This is a genomic window from Achromobacter sp. HZ01 (assembly GCF_003267925.1).
GTDB classification, from domain to species: Bacteria; Pseudomonadota; Gammaproteobacteria; order Burkholderiales; family Burkholderiaceae_B; genus Achromobacter; species Achromobacter pulmonis_A.
In genome coordinates, this window is the sequence record NZ_LWKV01000003.1 from 480,846 (window position 1) to 496,642 (window position 15,797).

Annotated in this window: 13 protein-coding genes; 7 read left to right on the forward strand and 6 right to left on the reverse strand. The window is 68.1% G+C overall.

Annotated elements, in window-relative coordinates; all coding sequences use genetic code 11:
- The first annotated feature begins 4 nt into the window (after positions 1-4).
- From nuoN to A6B37_RS18310, 3 genes are all read left to right on the forward strand, one after another.
- On the forward strand, positions 5-1,489 hold the full coding sequence (gene nuoN / locus A6B37_RS18300; protein ID WP_102774352.1) for an NADH-quinone oxidoreductase subunit NuoN: 1,485 nt from the start codon (positions 5-7) through the stop codon (positions 1,487-1,489).
- A 14-nt stretch (positions 1,490-1,503) separates the two neighbouring features.
- A complete protein-coding gene (locus A6B37_RS18305; RefSeq protein ID WP_111826556.1) occupies positions 1,504-1,833 on the forward strand; it encodes a DUF2818 family protein in 330 nt (109 codons plus the stop codon).
- Between the two features lie 258 nt (positions 1,834-2,091).
- Positions 2,092-4,332 (forward strand): TonB-dependent siderophore receptor, encoded by a 2,241-nt coding sequence (locus A6B37_RS18310; RefSeq protein ID WP_111826557.1) that lies wholly within the window; start codon positions 2,092-2,094, stop codon positions 4,330-4,332.
- Positions 4,333-4,521: 189 nt separating this feature from the next.
- Here the strand turns inward: A6B37_RS18310 and serB are convergent, their stop codons facing one another.
- Together serB and mfd are read right to left on the reverse strand one after the other, a co-directional pair.
- Positions 4,522-5,379: a phosphoserine phosphatase SerB gene (serB, locus tag A6B37_RS18315; RefSeq protein WP_111826558.1), complete on the reverse strand. Its 858-nt coding sequence runs from the start codon at positions 5,377-5,379 to the stop codon at positions 4,522-4,524.
- A 22-nt stretch (positions 5,380-5,401) separates the two neighbouring features.
- Positions 5,402-8,872 carry a transcription-repair coupling factor gene (gene mfd, locus A6B37_RS18320; protein ID WP_168202244.1) on the reverse strand — a complete coding sequence of 1,157 codons (3,471 nt, stop codon included), beginning with the start codon at positions 8,870-8,872 and terminating at the stop codon, positions 5,402-5,404.
- Between the two features lie 29 nt (positions 8,873-8,901).
- On the opposite strand from mfd, the gene ispD reads away from it, so the two are divergent.
- Together ispD and ispF are read left to right on the forward strand one after the other, a co-directional pair.
- Positions 8,902-9,585: a 2-C-methyl-D-erythritol 4-phosphate cytidylyltransferase gene (ispD, locus tag A6B37_RS18325; RefSeq protein ID WP_102774356.1), complete on the forward strand. Its 684-nt coding sequence runs from the start codon at positions 8,902-8,904 to the stop codon at positions 9,583-9,585.
- Positions 9,582-10,067, forward strand: a complete 486-nt coding sequence (gene ispF / locus A6B37_RS18330) for a 2-C-methyl-D-erythritol 2,4-cyclodiphosphate synthase (protein WP_102774357.1) — start codon at positions 9,582-9,584, stop codon at positions 10,065-10,067. The genes ispD and ispF overlap by 4 nt, the downstream gene beginning before the upstream one ends.
- Positions 10,068-10,127: 60 nt before the next feature.
- On the opposite strand, the gene A6B37_RS18335 is transcribed toward ispF, so the two are convergent.
- From A6B37_RS18335 to ompR, 4 genes are all read right to left on the reverse strand, one after another.
- Positions 10,128-10,649, reverse strand: coding sequence for a carboxymuconolactone decarboxylase family protein (locus A6B37_RS18335; protein ID WP_102774358.1), 522 nt, complete (start codon positions 10,647-10,649; stop codon positions 10,128-10,130).
- Positions 10,650-10,724: 75 nt separating this feature from the next.
- Entirely contained in the window at positions 10,725-11,273 is a 549-nt protein-coding gene (locus A6B37_RS18340; protein WP_003813886.1) for a peroxiredoxin, read from the reverse strand.
- Between the two features lie 57 nt (positions 11,274-11,330).
- On the reverse strand, positions 11,331-12,725 hold the full coding sequence (locus A6B37_RS18345; protein WP_168202245.1) for an ATP-binding protein: 1,395 nt from the start codon (positions 12,723-12,725) through the stop codon (positions 11,331-11,333).
- 34 nt (positions 12,726-12,759) lie between these two features.
- Complete coding sequence (gene ompR, locus A6B37_RS18350; RefSeq protein ID WP_003813882.1) at positions 12,760-13,494, reverse strand: two-component system response regulator OmpR; 735 nt, start codon at positions 13,492-13,494, stop codon at positions 12,760-12,762.
- Positions 13,495-13,625: 131 nt separating this feature from the next.
- Here ompR and tsaB point away from each other — a divergent pair, with 131 nt between their 5' ends.
- Together tsaB and A6B37_RS18360 are read left to right on the forward strand one after the other, a co-directional pair.
- Positions 13,626-14,876, forward strand: coding sequence for a tRNA (adenosine(37)-N6)-threonylcarbamoyltransferase complex dimerization subunit type 1 TsaB (tsaB, locus tag A6B37_RS18355; RefSeq protein WP_111826560.1), 1,251 nt, complete (start codon positions 13,626-13,628; stop codon positions 14,874-14,876).
- Positions 14,873-15,793: a uracil-DNA glycosylase gene (locus tag A6B37_RS18360; RefSeq protein WP_102774361.1), complete on the forward strand. Its 921-nt coding sequence runs from the start codon at positions 14,873-14,875 to the stop codon at positions 15,791-15,793. Before tsaB ends, A6B37_RS18360 begins: the two co-directional genes overlap by 4 nt.
- Positions 15,794-15,797 lie beyond the last annotated feature (4 nt).

The following is a 15,797-nucleotide window of genomic DNA, read 5'->3' on the forward strand; positions in this document are numbered from 1 at the left end:
GACAATGATGCAATCCCAAATCGATTTCGCCCTGGCGACACCGGAAATCCTCTTGCTGGTTTTCGGCCTGGCTATCCTGCTCATCGACGCGGTCAGCAATCACCCCGAGCGCAAGCCGACGTTTCTGCTGACCATGCTGGCCTTGGGAGTGCTGACCGTCGTGTCGGCGCTGCAATGGAGCAACGGCGTGACCGGGTCGACCTTCAACGGCCTGTACGTCACCGACGAGCTGTCGCACCTGCTGAAGATCGCGTCCTACATCGCGGTCGCCGTGACCCTGGTGTATGGCCGCCTGTACGCGCAGGTGCGCGACATGATGCGCGGCGGCGAGCTCTACGTGCTGACGCTGTTCGCGCTGCTGGGCCAGATGGTCATGATCTCCTCCGGGAACCTGATCTCCATCTACCTGGGCCTGGAGCTGATGTCGCTGGCGCTGTACGCGCTGATCGCCCTGCGCCGCGACAACGTCACGGCCACCGAAGCCGCCATGAAGTACTTCGTGCTGGGCGCGCTGGCCTCGGGCTTCCTGCTCTACGGCATGTCCATGGTCTACGGCGCCACCGGCCACCTGGACCTGGCCGAAGTGGCCAAGGTCATCGCCGCCGGCAAGGCCGAGAACCTGGCGCTGGTGTTCGGCATCGTGTTCCTGGTTTCGGGCCTGGCGTTCAAGCTCGGCGCCGTGCCGTTCCACATGTGGGTGCCTGACGTCTACCAGGGTTCGCCGACCGCCGTCACGCTGATCCTGGGCGCCGCGCCCAAGCTGGCCGCCTTCGCCATCACGCTGCGCCTGCTGGTCGATGGCCTGCACGGCCTGGCCGCCGACTGGCAACCCATGCTGATGATCCTGGCGGTGCTGTCGCTGGCCATCGGCAACCTGACCGCCATCGCGCAGACCAACTTCAAGCGCATGCTGGCCTATTCGACCATCTCGCACATGGGCTTCGTGCTGCTGGGCCTGATGTCGGGTTCGGTCGCCGGCAAGCCGGACCTGGCTTCGGCCGCCTACGGCGCCTCGCTCTTCTACATGCTGACCTACGTGCTGACCACGCTGGCCAGCTTCGGCATCATCCTGCTGCTGTCGCGCCAGGGTTTCGAGTGCGAGCAGATCGACGACCTGAAGGGCCTGAACCGCCGCAGCCCGTGGCACGCCGCCATCGTGCTGCTGCTGATGTTCTCGCTGGCCGGCATTCCGCCGCTGGTGGGCTTCTACGCCAAGCTGGCCGTGCTGCAGGCGCTGATCAGCGCCGGCCACGTCACGCTGGCCGTGATCGCGGTGCTGTTCTCGCTGATCGGCGCGTTCTACTACCTGCGCGTGGTCAAGGTGGTGTACTTCGACGAGCCGGCGGCCGACGCCGCGCCCATCGCCGCCACCTGCGGCCAGCGCGGCGTGCTGTCGGTCAACGGCGCGCTGATCCTGGTGCTGGGCGTGCTGCCGGGCGGCCTGATGGCGCTGTGCGTGCAGGCCATCCGCAGCTCGCTGAACATGTAAGAGGGCGGCCGGGCATGAACCAGACCCTGGCGGTATGGCTGTTGATCGCGCTGGCCGTGGTCAGCGCCAACCTGCCGTTCCTGACCGAGCGGGTGTTCGCCGTCATGCCCTGGAAGCGGGGCGGGGCGGCGGCGGTCAAGCCGCTCTGGGTCCGCCTGATCGAGGTGCTGGTGTTCTACCTCGTCGTCGGCGCGCTGGGCTTCGCGTTCGAATCCGCGCTGGGCAACCGGTTCTCGCAGACCTGGGAGTTCTACGCCATCACGCTCAGCCTGTACCTGGTGCTGGGTTATCCGGGTTTCGTCTACCGGTATCTGTTCAAGCGGCATCCGCGCCTGCGCACCTGAAGCCCGGATCCGCTTTGTGAAAAACGCCCCTCTGGGGCGTTTTTTTATGCGGACATGGATAGGGTGCCAACCACCGGCCGCGGCGCGTCCTGAGCCGATCCTGGAGGCTCTGGAAGGCCTTGGAACGGCAAAAGGTGTTGTATTTTCATCTTTCATGACCGTTTGGTGGAAATGTTCAGGTTCCATTCAGCCAGTGGGTTCAGAATCGCAAACGTTTAAAAAACAAGAATCGTTGCTATTCACACTGGAGAAGCTGGTTTGAAGCCCCAAGACTCGTATTCGCTGAATACGCTCGCCACCTCGCTGGCCGCCGCCATCGCCGTTCCCGCGCTGTTCGTCAGCCCCCACGCCGCCGCCCAGTCCGCCGACGGCGTGACGCAGCTTGCGCCGGTGCGCGTGGAAGGAGAGGGCTCGTCGTACCAGACCACGACCGTGTCGTCGCCGAAGATGACCGCGCCGCTGCTGGACACCCCGCGCACCGTGCAGGTCGTGCCCAAGCAGGTGATCCAGGACCAGTCGGCGTCGACCCTCCAGGACGTGCTGCGCAACTCGCCGGGCATCACCTTCGGCGCCGGCGAAGGCGGCCGTCCGGGCGGCGACCTGCCCATCATCCGCGGCCAGAACTCGGCCGGCAGCATCTTCCTGGACGGCATCCGCGACTCCAGCACGCAGGTGCGCGACACCTTCAACCTGGAAGAAGTGGAGATCATCAAGGGCCCGGACTCGGTGTACTCCGGCCGCGGCGGCGCCGGCGGCAGCATCAACATGGTCAGCAAGACCCCGCGGGCCACCGACTTCACCGAAGGCACGATCCAGCTCGGCACGGACAACAACTACCGCGCCACCATCGACAGCAACTGGCGCCTGGACGAAAAAGCCGCCTTCCGCCTGAACGTGATGGGCAACAAGGGCGACGTGCCGGGACGCGACGACGCGGTGGACTTCGAGCGCTGGGGCGTGGCCCCGTCGCTGACGCTGGGCGTGGGCACGCCGACCCGCATCACGCTGAGCTACTACCACTATCAAGACGACAGCATGCCGGATTACTCCATCCCGTATGACCCGAAGACGGGCCAGCCGGTGACGGAGACCATGGGCGTGAGCCGCAAGAGCTTCTACGGCCTGACCGGCCGCGACTTCATGAAGACGCGCGACGACGTCGCCACGGCCGACTTCCAGCACGATTTCTCCGACAAGCTGCAACTGCGCAGCGTGCTGCGCTACGGCCGCGGCACCACCGACTTCGCCGCCACCAACCCGGACGACAGCAAGGGCAACGTGCCCAACGGCCTGGTGTACCGCGCGCTCAAGTCGGGCTATTACGTCACCAAGACCTTCGCCAGCCAGACCGACCTGACCGGCGAATTCGAGACCGGCAGCCTCAAGCACAGCTTCGACCTCGGCTTCGAATACAGCAACATCAAGCAGGACAAAGACGGCTACACCCAGTCGGGCGTGCCGACCAGCGCGACCTGCACCGGCCTGTCGGTGGTGTGCGCCTCGCTGTGGGACCCGGACCCGCACACCGATTACACGGGCCGCCTGACCCGCAACAACAATCCGGCCCGCTACAACACCGACACCATCGCGCTCTACGGCTTCGACACCATCAAGTTCAACGAGCAGTGGCAGGCCAGCCTGGGGCTGCGCTGGGACAACTACCGTACCAGCGGCAGCAACATCGCCCGCGGCCGCAACGACCCGGCCGGCACGCCCGCGTTCTACAGCACCAGCCGCGAGGACAACCTCTTCAACTACCAGATCGGCCTGGCCTACAAGCCCATGCCCAACGGCACGATCTACGCCACCTACGGCACCTCCTCGACGCCATCGGCCATCGCCGCCGGCGCCATCAGCGACGCCGCCACGGCCGTGAGCGAGTCGCTGGAGCCCGAAAAGAGCCGCACGGTGGAACTGGGCACCAAGTGGGACGTGTTCGACGACCGCCTGACGCTGTCGGCGGCCGCCTTCCAGGACATCCGCAAGAACACCAGCGTGGCCGTGTCGGCCACCGAGACCGAGCAGATCGGCGAGGCCAAGGTGCGCGGCATCGAACTGGGCTTCTCCGGCAGCATCACGCCGCGCTGGAACGTGTTCGGCGGCTACACCTTCATGGACAGCGAAATGACCAAGGGCGCCTTCAACAGCGGCGCCGTGGGCCAGGATCTGCCCAACACCCCGCGCAACGCCTTCAGCCTGTGGACCACCTACAAGGTGCTGCCCAAGCTGACGGTGGGCGGCGGCGCCTACTACGTGGACAAGGTGTACGGCAACTCGGATTCGAGCAAGAACCCCGACGGCACGCCCAAGGCGCGCTGGGTGCCCTCGTACTGGCGCTTCGACGCGATGGCGTCGTATGAATTCAACCCGAACGTGTCGGCCCAGCTGAACGTGATGAACATCTTCGACGAGACGTATTACACCAAGGCCTATGCCGCGCACTATGCGGCGCTGGGCGGCGGGCGCGCGGCGTTGCTGTCGCTGCGTGTGCGGTATTGACGGGAGAAGGGGAGGCGCCTGCCGCGAAAGGCGGCGGCTGGCGCCGCCCGATGGGTTTCGCGCGCTCGAGCGGATCGGTTCGGTCGACGTTCATCGCGAACCGGTATCGTAGGATGGGTGTAGCGCGGCAACCGGCGGACAAGAACGCCGGTGCGCAACGCGCGCAACGCATCAGCCGGCTTTATTTCATTACCCCTCGAACCAGCTCAACACCCCGTCCAGCCCCGACACGTTGAGCGCATAACGCGTCTGCTGGCGCACCAGGGGCTTGGCGTGGTAGGCCACCGGAAAACCGGCCGCGGCCAGCATCTTCAGGTCGTTGGCGCCGTCGCCCATGGCGATGATCTGTTCCTGGGCGGCGCCATGGCGGCGCGCGAATTCGCGCAGGTGCATGGCCTTGGCGTCGGCGTCGAGGATGTCGCCCAGCACCTTGCCGGTCAGCACGCCGTTGTCGATCTCCAGCGTGTTGGCGTGCGCGCTGTCGAGCTTGAGGCGCTCGCGCAGGCGGTCGGTGAAGAAGGTGAAGCCGCCCGAGACCAGCAGCACCTTGATGCCGGCGGCCTGGGCCGTGGAGATGAGGCGTTCGGCGCCCGGGTTCAGGCGCAGCTTTTCCGCGTAGACCTGGTCCAGCGCCTCGGCCGGCACGCCCTCGAGCAGGGCGACGCGGCGCCGCAGGCTTTCGGCGAAGTCCTTGATCTCGCCGCGCATCGCGGCCTCGGTGATTTCCGAGACCTTGTCTTTCACGCCGACCACGCCCGCGATCTCGTCGATGCATTCGATGTTGATCAGCGTGGAGTCCATGTCCATGGCCAGCACCTTGCAGTCCGACAGCTTCAGCCCGGCGGGCAGGAAGGCGGTGTCGATGCCGCGGCCCTCGGCCCACGCCACGACCTCGGCGCGGGTGGACTCGTCGTGCTGCACGTCGAGCAGGCGGGCGGCGGTGGCGCTGATGCGCGCGATGCCCTGCGCCTGGGCCAGGGCCGCGAGCTGTTCCGCGTGTTCGGCGCTCAGGGCGGGGGATTGGACGACTAGGTGGTGGGTGGTCATGGGGTTCGGGTGATGGCTACGGTTACTTCAGGGCGCGCAGCACGGCGCGCACGGCGTCGACGCGGGCCGGCACCTGCGCGGCCTTGATCTCGACCCGTAATTTATCCTGTCCCGCCAGTTTGATGTGGCGCTGGCGCTGGACCAGCTCGATGATCCTGGCCGGGTCCACCGAGGTCTTGGCGCCGAACTGCAGCAGCGCCTGGGTTTCGCTGGCGTCGATCTTGACCACGCCCAGCGGCTGCGCCGCCAGGCGCAGGCGATGCGTGGCCAGCAGGGTCTGCGCGGCTTCGGGCAGCTTGCCGAAGCGGTCGATCAGCTCTTCCTGGATGTGGATCAGGTCGTCCTCGCCCGCGGCGTGCGCCAGGCGCTTGTAGATGCCCAGGCGGGCGTGCACGTCGGCGCAATAGTCCGAGGGCAGCAGCGCCGGCGCGTGCAGGTTGACCTCGCAGGCCAGGTTGAAGGGCGCTTCCAGGTCGGGTTCTTCGCCGGCGCGCAGCGCGCGCACGGCCTCGTTGAGCATCTCGTTGTACATGGAGAAGCCCACTTCCTGGATATTGCCCGACTGCGAGTCGCCCAGCACCTCGCCGGTGCCGCGGATTTCGAGGTCGTGCATGGCCAGGTAGAAGCCCGAGCCCAGTTCCTCCATCGCCTGGATCGCTTCCAGCCGCTTCTTGGCGTTGCTGGTGATGGCGTCTTCGCCGGGCGTCAGCAGATAGGCGTAGGCCTGGTGGTGCGAGCGCCCGACCCGTCCGCGCAGCTGGTGCAGCTGGGCCAGGCCGAAGCGGTCGGCCCGGTGGATCACGATGGTGTTGGCGCTGGGCACGTCGATGCCGGTCTCGATGATGGTGGTGCACAGCAGCACGTTGTAGCGCTGCTGGTAGAAGCCCTTCATCACCTGTTCCAGCTCGCGCTCGGGCATCTGGCCGTGGGCCACGGCGATGCGGGCCTCGGGCACCAGTTCTTCGAGGCGGGCGCGGCGGTTGTGGATGGTCTCGACCTCGTTGTGCAGGAAATAGCACTGGCCGCCGCGCTTGAGCTCGCGCAGCAGCGCCTCGCGCAGCGTGCTGCCGTCCTCGCGGCGCACGAAGGTCTTGATGGCCAGGCGCTTCTGCGGCGCGGTGGCGATGACCGAGAAGTCGCGTATGCCTTCCAGCGACATGCCCAGGGTGCGCGGAATCGGCGTGGCCGTCAGGGTCAGCACGTCGACCTCGGCGCGCAGCGCCTTCAGCGCCTCTTTCTGGCGCACGCCGAAACGGTGTTCCTCGTCGATGATGACCAGGCCCAGGCGCTTGAACTTCACGTCCTTGGACAGGATCTTGTGGGTGCCGATGACGATGTCCACGCGCCCGTCGTTGATGCCCTCGATGGCGGCCGACACTTCCTTGGCCGAGCGGAAGCGCGACAGCTCGACCACGCGCACCGGCCAGTCGGCGAAACGGTCGGAGAAGGTCTGCGCGTGCTGCTCGGCCAGCAGCGTGGTGGGACAGAGCAGGGCGACCTGCTTGCCGTTGGCCACGGCCAGGAAGGCGGCGCGCAGCGCCACCTCGGTCTTGCCGAAGCCCACGTCGCCGCACACCAGCCGGTCCATGGGGCGTCCGGAGGTCATGTCGGCGATGACGGCCTCGATGGCGGCGGCCTGGTCGGCGGTCTCCTCGAAGCCGAAGCCTTCGGCGAAGGCCTGGTAGTCGTTGAGCGGCAGGTTGAAGGCGTAGCCTTCGCGCGCGGCGCGCTGGGCGTAGAGCGCCAGCAGCTCGGCGGCGGTGTCGCGCACCTGCTTGGCGGCCTTGCGGCGCGCCTTGTCCCATTGGCCCGAGCCCAGCTGGTGCAGCGGCGCGGCCTCGGGGTCGGCGCCGCTGTAGCGCGCGATCACGTGCAGCTGCGAAACCGGCACGTACAGCGTGCTGCCGCTGGCGTATTCGAGGTGGAGGAACTCCATCCCGCCTTCGCCCATGTCCATGTTGACCAGGCCGTGGTAGCGGCCGATGCCGTGCTGCGCGTGGACCACCGGGTCGCCCTCGCGCAGTTCGGACAGGTCGCGCACCATCGCCTCGACGTTGCTGGCGCGCTCCTGGTCGCGCTTGCCGCGCCGGCCCGTGGCCGCCAGGCCCGGGTAGAGGTCGTTCTCGGTCAGGAAGGCCAGGTTGGCCTGGGGCAGCTGGAAGCCCGTGGACAGCGGCGCGGCGACGATGCCGAAATGCGCGTCCGAGGCCAGGAAGGCCTCGATGGCGTCGGGCTGCGCGTCCGGAGTGAGGCCGAATTCGTTCAGCATCTGCACCAGCGTCTCGCGCCGGCCGGCGGAGTCCGCGCACAGCAGCACGCGCGTCTGGCTGCCCGCCACCAGCGCGCGCAGCTTGGCGATGGGGTCGTCCGAGCGCCGCGCCACGCTGACGTCGGGCGCGGCGCGGAAATCCGGATGCGGCTGGCCGGAGCTGAGCGCCAGCCGGCGGAAGGCCTTCAGGCCGGCGTAAAGCGCCTCGTTGTCCAGGAACAGCGCCGAAGGCGGCAGCACCGGGCGTTCGCGGTCGCTTTTCAGAAAGCCGTAGCGGCTGGCGGTGTCCTGGTTGAAGCGCTGGATGGCGTCGTCGATGTCGCCGACGGTGACCGTGACGGTGCCTTCGGTCAGGTAGTCGAACAGCGTGGCCGTGTCCTCGAAGAACAGCGGCAGGTAGTACTCGACGCCGGCGAACGGGATGCCGTTGCCGATGTCCTTGTACGGCAGCGCGCGCGAGGGATCGCCCTCGAACACTTCGCGAAAGCGCGCGCGAAAACGCGTGCGCGCCTCGTCGTCCATCGGGAATTCGCGTCCCGGCAGCAGCTGCACCTCGCGCACCGGGTACAGGCTGCGCTGCGTGTCCACGTCGAAGCTGCGGATGGTCTCGATTTCGTCGTCGAACAGGTCCAGGCGGTAGGGCACCGCCGAACCCATGGGGAACAGGTCGATCAGGCCGCCGCGCAGGCAGAATTCGCCGGGCGCCGTCACCTGCGTGACGTGGTTGTAGTTGGCCAGCGTCAGCTGCGCGCGCAGCGCGGCTTCGTTGAGTTTGTCCTTCTGCCTGAAGGAAAAGGTGTAGGCCGCCAGGAACGCGGGCGGCGCCAGCCGGTACAGCGCGGTGGTGATCGGCACCGTGAGCACGTCCACCGATTTGGTCATCAGCGCGTGCAGCGTGTGCAGGCGTTCGGAGATCAGGTCCTGGTGCGGCGAGAACGCGTCGTAGGGCAGGGTTTCCCAGTCGGGCAGCTGGCGCACGCGCAGTTCGGGCGCGAACAGCTGGATCTCTTCGGCCAGGCGCTGGGCCTCGACCGGCTCGGCGGTCAGGATGACCAGCGGCGCCGCGGCCTGGCGCGCCAGGTCGGCCAGCAGCCAGGCGTCGCCGGAACCGGGCGGGCGCGGTTGCGCGTAGCGCGCGCCGGGCTTGAGCGCGGACAGGGTGGGAGCCGTGGCGGGGACGGGGGCGGCGAGAGTGGGGGAGGGCATCAGGCTGGCAGCAGGCATCAAGCGGAAGATTATAAAATCACCGCACCATGTCTGCCTCCATCATCGCAATCGTGCCTGCCGCCGGCGTCGGCGCCCGCGCCAGCCGGCCCGGACACGAAGCCGTGCCCAAGCAATATCGCCCCTTGTCCGGCCAGCCCATGCTGCGCCACGCGGTGTCCGCGCTGCTGGCCGACGACCGCATTTCCCAGGTGCGCGTGGCCGTGACGCCGGGCGACGGCTGGGTGGACGCGGCGCTGGCCGGGCTGCCCCGCACCGTGTGGCGGGCCTGCGGCGGCGCGACGCGCGCCGACACCGTGGCCGGCGCGCTGGCCGACAGCGGCGTCGCCGACGACACCTGGGTGCTGGTGCATGACGCCGCGCGCCCGGGGCTGCCGGCGGCCGCGCTGGCCCGGCTCATCGACGCCTGCCTGGCCGATCCGGTGGGCGGGCTGCTGGCGCTGCCGGTGGCGGACACGGTCAAGTCCGGCGACGCGCGCGTGGAGCGCACGCTGGACCGCAACGGCCTGTGGCTGGCGCAGACCCCGCAGATGTTCCGCGCCGGCGTGCTGCGCGATGCGCTGACGGCGGCCTCGGTAAGCGGCGCCGCCGTCACCGACGAGGCCTCCGCGATCGAGGCGGCCGGCTATGCGCCGCTGCTCGTGCCGGGCGCCTTGCGCAACTTCAAGGTGACCTGGCCGGATGATTTCGAACTGATGGAAAAATGGCTATGAGCATTCCCTTTCGCGTCGGGCAGGGCTTTGACGTGCACGCCCTGGTCGAGGGCCGTCCGCTGATCATCGGCGGCGTCACGATTCCCCACACGCACGGCCTGCTGGGCCATTCCGATGCCGACGTGCTGCTGCACGCCATCACCGACGCGCTGCTGGGCGCGGCCGGCCTGGGCGACATCGGCCGCCACTTTCCCGACACCGACCCGGCCTTCAAGGGCGCCGACAGCCGCGTGCTGCTGCGCGAGGCGATGGCGCGGGTGCGCAAGGCTGGCTGGACGCCGGTCAACATCGACGCCACGCTGCACGCGCAGGCGCCCAAGATCGGCCCGCATGCGCCGGCCATGGTGAAAAACATCGCCGCCGACACCGGGCTGGCGGAAACCGAAGTCAACATCAAGGCCAAGACCAACGAAGGCCTGGGCTATCTGGGCAGGAAGGAAGGGATCGCGGCGACGGTCGTCGCGCTGCTGGCGCGAGCCTGACCCCGGAGGGGGCCAGGCTGCGCAGGGAGTACCGGGCGGCGGGGGAGCCGCCCGCGGGCCTTAGGCCTTGCCTTGGGCCGCCAGCGCCAGGGCGGCGGCGTTGACGACTGCGGCGATGCGGCCGACGTCGCGCATCTGTTCGACCGACAGGCCGTCGTTCTTCAGGTTCTCGTAGTGCGAAGCCACGCAGAAATGGCACTTGCCGATGATGGAGGCGGCCAGCGCGAACAGCTCGAAGCGCTTTTTCTCGACGCCGCCGTGGGTGGCGTAGGCGTTCATGCGCAGCTGCGCGGGCAGGCTCTTCAACTGGGCGTCGCCGGTCATTTCCACGTAGGGATACCAGGTGTTGTTCATGCCCATCAGGGACGAAGCGGTCAGCGCGGCGTTGGCGTCGGTTTCCGACAGGCCGCTCTTGAAGGCTTCGACCAGCGCCGGGCTGCGCGCGGCGAAGGCGGCCGACAGGGCGGCGCCGACGGCGTCTTCGGGCGCCAGGGTCGAACGGGCGATCACGGCGTCCAGATTCAGGCGGATGTCCTTGGCCCAATCCGGCAGTTGATCCTTAATGGTGGCGAGAAATTCCATAGTTTTTACCTATCATCTAGCGCAGTTAAAGCCCAGCGCGGGACCTGCTGGGCAGATCCCGGGCCGGGCTGGAAATTACAGCGTGGCGCCGCCAACCGAGCGGTTGCACGGGCACAGCTCGTCGGTTTGCAGGCCGTCGAGCAGACGCAGGACTTCTTCGGGGTTACGGCCGACGTTCAGGTTGTTCACCGAAACGTGCTGGATCGTGTTGTCCGGGTCGACGATGAACGTGGCGCGCAGGGCAACGCCAGCGCCCTTTTCACGCACGCCCAGCTGGTCGATCAGGGCGCCGGTGGTGTCGCCGAATTGGTAGTGACCCAGCTTGTTCAGGTCCGGGTGCTCACGGCGCCATGCCAGCTTGACGAATTCGTTGTCGGTGGAGCCGCCCAGCAGAACGGCGTCGCGGTCTTCGAAATCCTTGGCCAGCTTGTTGAAGCCGACGATTTCGGTCGGGCAAACAAACGTGAAGTCTTTCGGGTAGAAGTAGATCACCTTCCACTTGCCGGGGAACGAGCTTTCGGTGATGTCTTCGAATGCCGACACGCCGTTTTCTTCGTGTTGGTTGAAGCCGGGCTTGACGCCGGTGACCTTGAAGGGCTCGAGTTTGTCGCCAACAGTTTTCATGTTTACTCCCAGTTTGTCGGTGAAATTAAGGCACTGCCTCAAACCCCAAATTCTACGCTATGGATTGTCGTTGTCTAATTGATAATTCCTAAACTTGGCTTTGGGCAACTCTATCCGGGCGGTCAGGCCGCCGCCCTCGCGGGCGAGCATGCGCAACGAGCCGCCCACGTGCTTGAGCAGGCGCTCGACGATGGCCAGGCCCAGGCCGGCGCCGCTGACGCCGGTGCGCGCCGCTTCGCCGCGCGAGAACGGCCGCAGCAGGCGGTCGACGTCCTCGGGGGCGATGCCGGGGCCGCGGTCGGACACCTCGATCGCGATCATGGCGCCGTCGGCCTGCAGCGTCATGGTCAGATGGGCCATGCCGTCGGGCGAGCGGCCGTAGCGGCGGGCGTTCTCGATCAGGTTGCTGACGATGCGCTTGAGGTCCAGCGCCGTGATGCGGGCCCGCAGGCCCGGCTCCAGCGAGGCGTCCAGTTCGCCGCCCAGCGACGCGGTATGGCTGCGTTCGCGCTCGTAGAGTTCGGCCAGCACGGCGGAAATGTCGGTGGCCAGCTGCGGCAGCGTGCCGGCCGGGCGCGCGTACTCCATCAGCTGTCCGATACTGTGGTCGATCTGGCCCAGGTCTTCGTCGATGGCCTGACGGGCGTCCTCGGACACGCCGCTCAGCTCGATCTCCAGCCGCATGCGCGCCAGCGGCGTGCGCAGGTCGTGCGAAATCCCCGCCAGCATCAGTTCCCGGTCGGCTTCCGCCTGTCTGAGATCCTTGGCCATGCGGTTGAAGGAAGCGTTCAGGTCGCGGATTTCCAGCGGCCCCTGCTCGGGCAGGGCGGCCGGCGTCTCGCCGCGCGAAAGCACCTGGGCGGCGCGCGCCAGCCGCGACAGCGGCCGGTTGACGAAGCCCACGCTGACCGCGGCTCCCACCAGAGACAGCAGCAGCGCCGTGGCGCCCCAGCCCAGCCATTCGATCCCGCCCGTCAGGCCGATCTGCTCGCGCTCGAATACCAGCCAGTACAGGTCTTTCTCTATCTGGAAGCTGACCCAGAAGCCGGGCACCTGGTTCACGCCCCAGGCGATCTGCGTCTCGGGGCCGAAGCGCGTGCGGATGTGCTGGGCCACGCGCTGCCAGTAGTCGTCGTCGGGCAGGGCTTCGGCGAAGTCCGTGACCTCGCGCGGATAGACCTGGATGCCTTCGTTGGTGGCCAGGTCCAGCAGCAGCTTGCTGCGCTCGTCGTTATGGGAATAGATCAGCGCGGTGCGCGTGATATTGACGGCCGTGATCACCCGCTGCGCCATTTGATTGGCGCGCGGTCCCAGCTCCATGCTGAAGAAGACTTGTAGCCACGCGCCCAGGCTGACGAGCATCAGCGCGGCGAGCAACAGGAACGTGCGGCCGAACAAGCCGAGCCGCAAACGTGAAGTCAGGTTCCTGAAGGTTCTGCGCAAGCGGGGCACGAGGCTGCGCTCCTGCCCGGGGCGGGCGAGCCGGTCAGCTGCCACCGTCCGGCACGAACACGTATCCCAGGCCCCAGACGGTCTGGATGAATACGGGCTTGGACGGATTCGGTTCGATCAGCTTGCGCAGGCGCGAGATCTGGACGTCGAGGCTGCGGTCGAAGGCCTCGTATTCGCGGCCGCGGGCCAGCTCCATGAGCTTGTCGCGCGACAGCGGGATCTTCGGGTGGCGCGCAAACACCTTGAGCACCGAGAATTCGCCCGTGGTGATGGGGACTTGTTCGCCGTTGCGCGTGAGCGTGCGGGTCGACAGGTTCAGCACATAGGGGCCGAACGCGATGGATTCGTTCTCCTGGCTGGGGGCGCCGGGGTGTTCCTCGGTGCCGCGGCGGCGCAGGATCGCATTGATCCGCGCGAGCAGTTCCCGGGGGTTGAACGGCTTGGACAGGTAATCGTCCGCGCCCATCTCCAGGCCGACGATGCGGTCGATCTCTTCCGCCTTGGCCGTCAGCATGATGATGGGGGTATTGTCATGGCCACCGCGCAGCCGGCGGCAGATGGACAGGCCATCCTCACCGGGCAGCATCAGGTCCAGCACGAGCAGGTCGAAATGCTCGCGTTGCCAGAGCTTGCCCATCTCTTTCGCGTCTTCGGCAACGAAAACGTTGAATCCCTGCTCGGACAAATACCGGCGCAGCAGATCGCGCAAGCGCGGATCATCGTCGACGACGAGGATTTTTCGGGTGGGGGTGGTGTTTTGCGTATTCATGGCCGGAAATGTAACAGTGGCAAGAACCAGCGGCTAGTGGGCGTTCACAAGATATTACACATTGCGATCCATGGTTGAAATCCCCCTAATAACCGGGGGCGGAGCCGCCGTATTTCGTACAATCTGCATCTATGGAACTAAACCTGCTGGCCCTGGAAACCTCTTCGTCCCGCTGCGGCGTGGCCCTCTTGCGCGCGGCCGACGGCCGGGTGGAGGTCAGCGTCAGGGAGCACGAGGGCTCCCAGGAGCACGCGGAACGGCTTTTGCCCATGGCCAGCGAGCTGCTCGCGGCCAGCGGGCTGGCCCCGGACGCCCTGCATGCGGTGGCCTTCGGCCAGGGGCCGGGCGGCTTCACGGGGCTGCGCGTGGCCTGCGGCGTGGCCCAGGGCATGGGGCTGGGGCTGGGCATTCCGGTGTTACCCATTGTCTCTCATATGGCGGTCGCCGCCCAGGTGGACGCGACCCCCGCCGACGCCATCGTGGTGGCGCTGGACGCCCGCATGAATGAAGTCTATCTGGCCGTGTACCGGCTGGCCGGGGCGGACGGCGAAGCTGGCTGGGATACCCTGCAGGCGCCGCTGCTGATCGCGGCGGCCGAGGTCGCGCCCTGGACCGAACATCATCTGCCCGGCTGGTCGGCGCGCGCGGGCCGCCCGCTGAACGCGGTGCTGGCCGGCGACGCCTGGGACGCCTACGCGGCCGACATGGCGGCGCCCGCGGACTGGCGCCGCGCCGCCGGCGCGCAGCGGCCCGAGGCGGCCAGCGTGGCGCGCCTGGCGCGCCAGGGCTGGCTGCGCGGCGAGGCCGTGGCCCCGGAACTGGCCGCGCCGCTCTACGTGCGCGACAAGGTGGCTTTCACCACCGCCGAACGCCTGCGCGGCGAGGGCGGCAATCCCAAGGCCCGGCCCGCGCTGGCGCCCGGGGTGCCGCAGCCCATGACCGACGCCGACCTGGACGAGGTGGTGGCGCTGGAGGCGCACGTGCAGGCCTTTCCCTGGACCCGCGGCAATTTCGCCGACGCGCTGGCGGCCGGCTACGGCGCCTGGGTGCTGCGCCGCGAAGGCCGGCTGGCGGGCTTCTGCATCGTCATGCACGCGCCCGACGTGGCGCATCTGCTGGTGATCGCGGTGGACAAGGCGCTGCACCGCCAGGGCCTGGGCGGCCTGCTGCTGGACTGGTGCGAGCAGCAGGCGCGCGAACACGGACTCGAAGGCGTGCTGCTGGAAGTGCGCCCCTCCAATGCATCGGCCGTTTCTTTCTACAAGCGCCACGGCTACCTGCAGATCGGCGTGCGCCGCGGCTACTATCCGGCCGAGAAGGGCGGACGCGAAGACGCCCTGGTCATGCAGAAGCGTATTGCGGCGGCGGGAGCGGCCGCATGATGCCGCCCGTCGCGCCCCGGCCGCCCAGCGTCAATCCGCTGCAGCGCTTCTGGCTGCGCGAGATCGGCATGGAACGTTTGTGGCTGCGCCCGGCGCCGGCCGCCGAGCGGCCCGCGCCCCAGCCCCAAGTCCCTGTTTCCAAACCGGTTTTGCCGGCCGAAGCGCCCGCCGCGCCCGCAAGCGCGCCGGCGCCGGCCCGCCCGGCCGCGGCCGAACCCGCAGCGCCGCCCGCGACCGGGCGTCCGGGCATTCCGGCTTCCATCCTGAACCGCAGCGGCCCGCCGCCGCGCCCGGCGCCCAAGGTGGCCGAGGAAGCGCCGCCGCCCGCGCCGATTCCGGTGGCCGAGGCCGTCCGCAACGCCAGCCTGGACGAAATGCGCGAACAGGTCGTGGCCTGCGAGGCCTGCGGCCTGTGCAAGGGGCGCCGCAACGCGGTGTTCGGCCACGGCGGCCAGCCCACGCGCTGGCTGGTGGTGGGCGAGGCGCCGGGCGAGCAGGAAGACCGGCAGGGGCAGCCCTTCGTGGGCCGCTCGGGCCAGCTGCTCGACGCCATGCTGTCGGCCGTGTCCATGAGCCGCGAGCGCGACGTCTTCATCACGAACGTGATCAAGTGCCGCCCGCCCGGCAACCGCAATCCCAAGCCCGAGGAAATCGCCGCCTGCAGCCCGTACCTGATGCGGCAGATCGCGCTGCTCAAGCCGCAGCGCATCCTGGTGCTGGGCCGTTTCGCGGCCCAGACGCTGCTGGGCACGGACGCCACCATCGGCAGCCTGCGCGGCCGCATCCATCAACTGAAGACCGAGGACGGCCAGCAGATCCCGGTCGTGGTCAGCTACCACCCGGCCTATCTGCTGCGCAGCCCCGCCGAGAAGGCGCGCGCCTGGCAGGACCTGAAGCTGGCGGCCCGCATGGACTGAGGCC

Coding starts and splice junctions, on each gene's coding strand:
- nuoN (WP_102774352.1), top strand. CDS start 5: ATGATGCAATCCCAAATCGATTTCGCCCTGGCGACACCGGAAATCCTC.
- A6B37_RS18305 (WP_111826556.1), top strand. CDS start 1,504: ATGAACCAGACCCTGGCGGTATGGCTGTTGATCGCGCTGGCCGTGGTC.
- serB (WP_111826558.1), bottom strand. CDS start 5,379: ATGACCACCCACCACCTAGTCGTCCAATCCCCCGCCCTGAGCGCCGAA.
- mfd (WP_168202244.1), bottom strand. CDS start 8,872: ATGCCTGCTGCCAGCCTGATGCCCTCCCCCACTCTCGCCGCCCCCGTC.
- ispD (WP_102774356.1), top strand. CDS start 8,902: ATGTCTGCCTCCATCATCGCAATCGTGCCTGCCGCCGGCGTCGGCGCC.
- ispF (WP_102774357.1), top strand. CDS start 9,582: ATGAGCATTCCCTTTCGCGTCGGGCAGGGCTTTGACGTGCACGCCCTG.
- A6B37_RS18335 (WP_102774358.1), bottom strand. CDS start 10,649: ATGGAATTTCTCGCCACCATTAAGGATCAACTGCCGGATTGGGCCAAG.
- A6B37_RS18340 (WP_003813886.1), bottom strand. CDS start 11,273: ATGAAAACTGTTGGCGACAAACTCGAGCCCTTCAAGGTCACCGGCGTC.
- ompR (WP_003813882.1), bottom strand. CDS start 13,494: ATGAATACGCAAAACACCACCCCCACCCGAAAAATCCTCGTCGTCGAC.
- tsaB (WP_111826560.1), top strand. CDS start 13,626: ATGGAACTAAACCTGCTGGCCCTGGAAACCTCTTCGTCCCGCTGCGGC.
- A6B37_RS18360 (WP_102774361.1), top strand. CDS start 14,873: ATGATGCCGCCCGTCGCGCCCCGGCCGCCCAGCGTCAATCCGCTGCAG.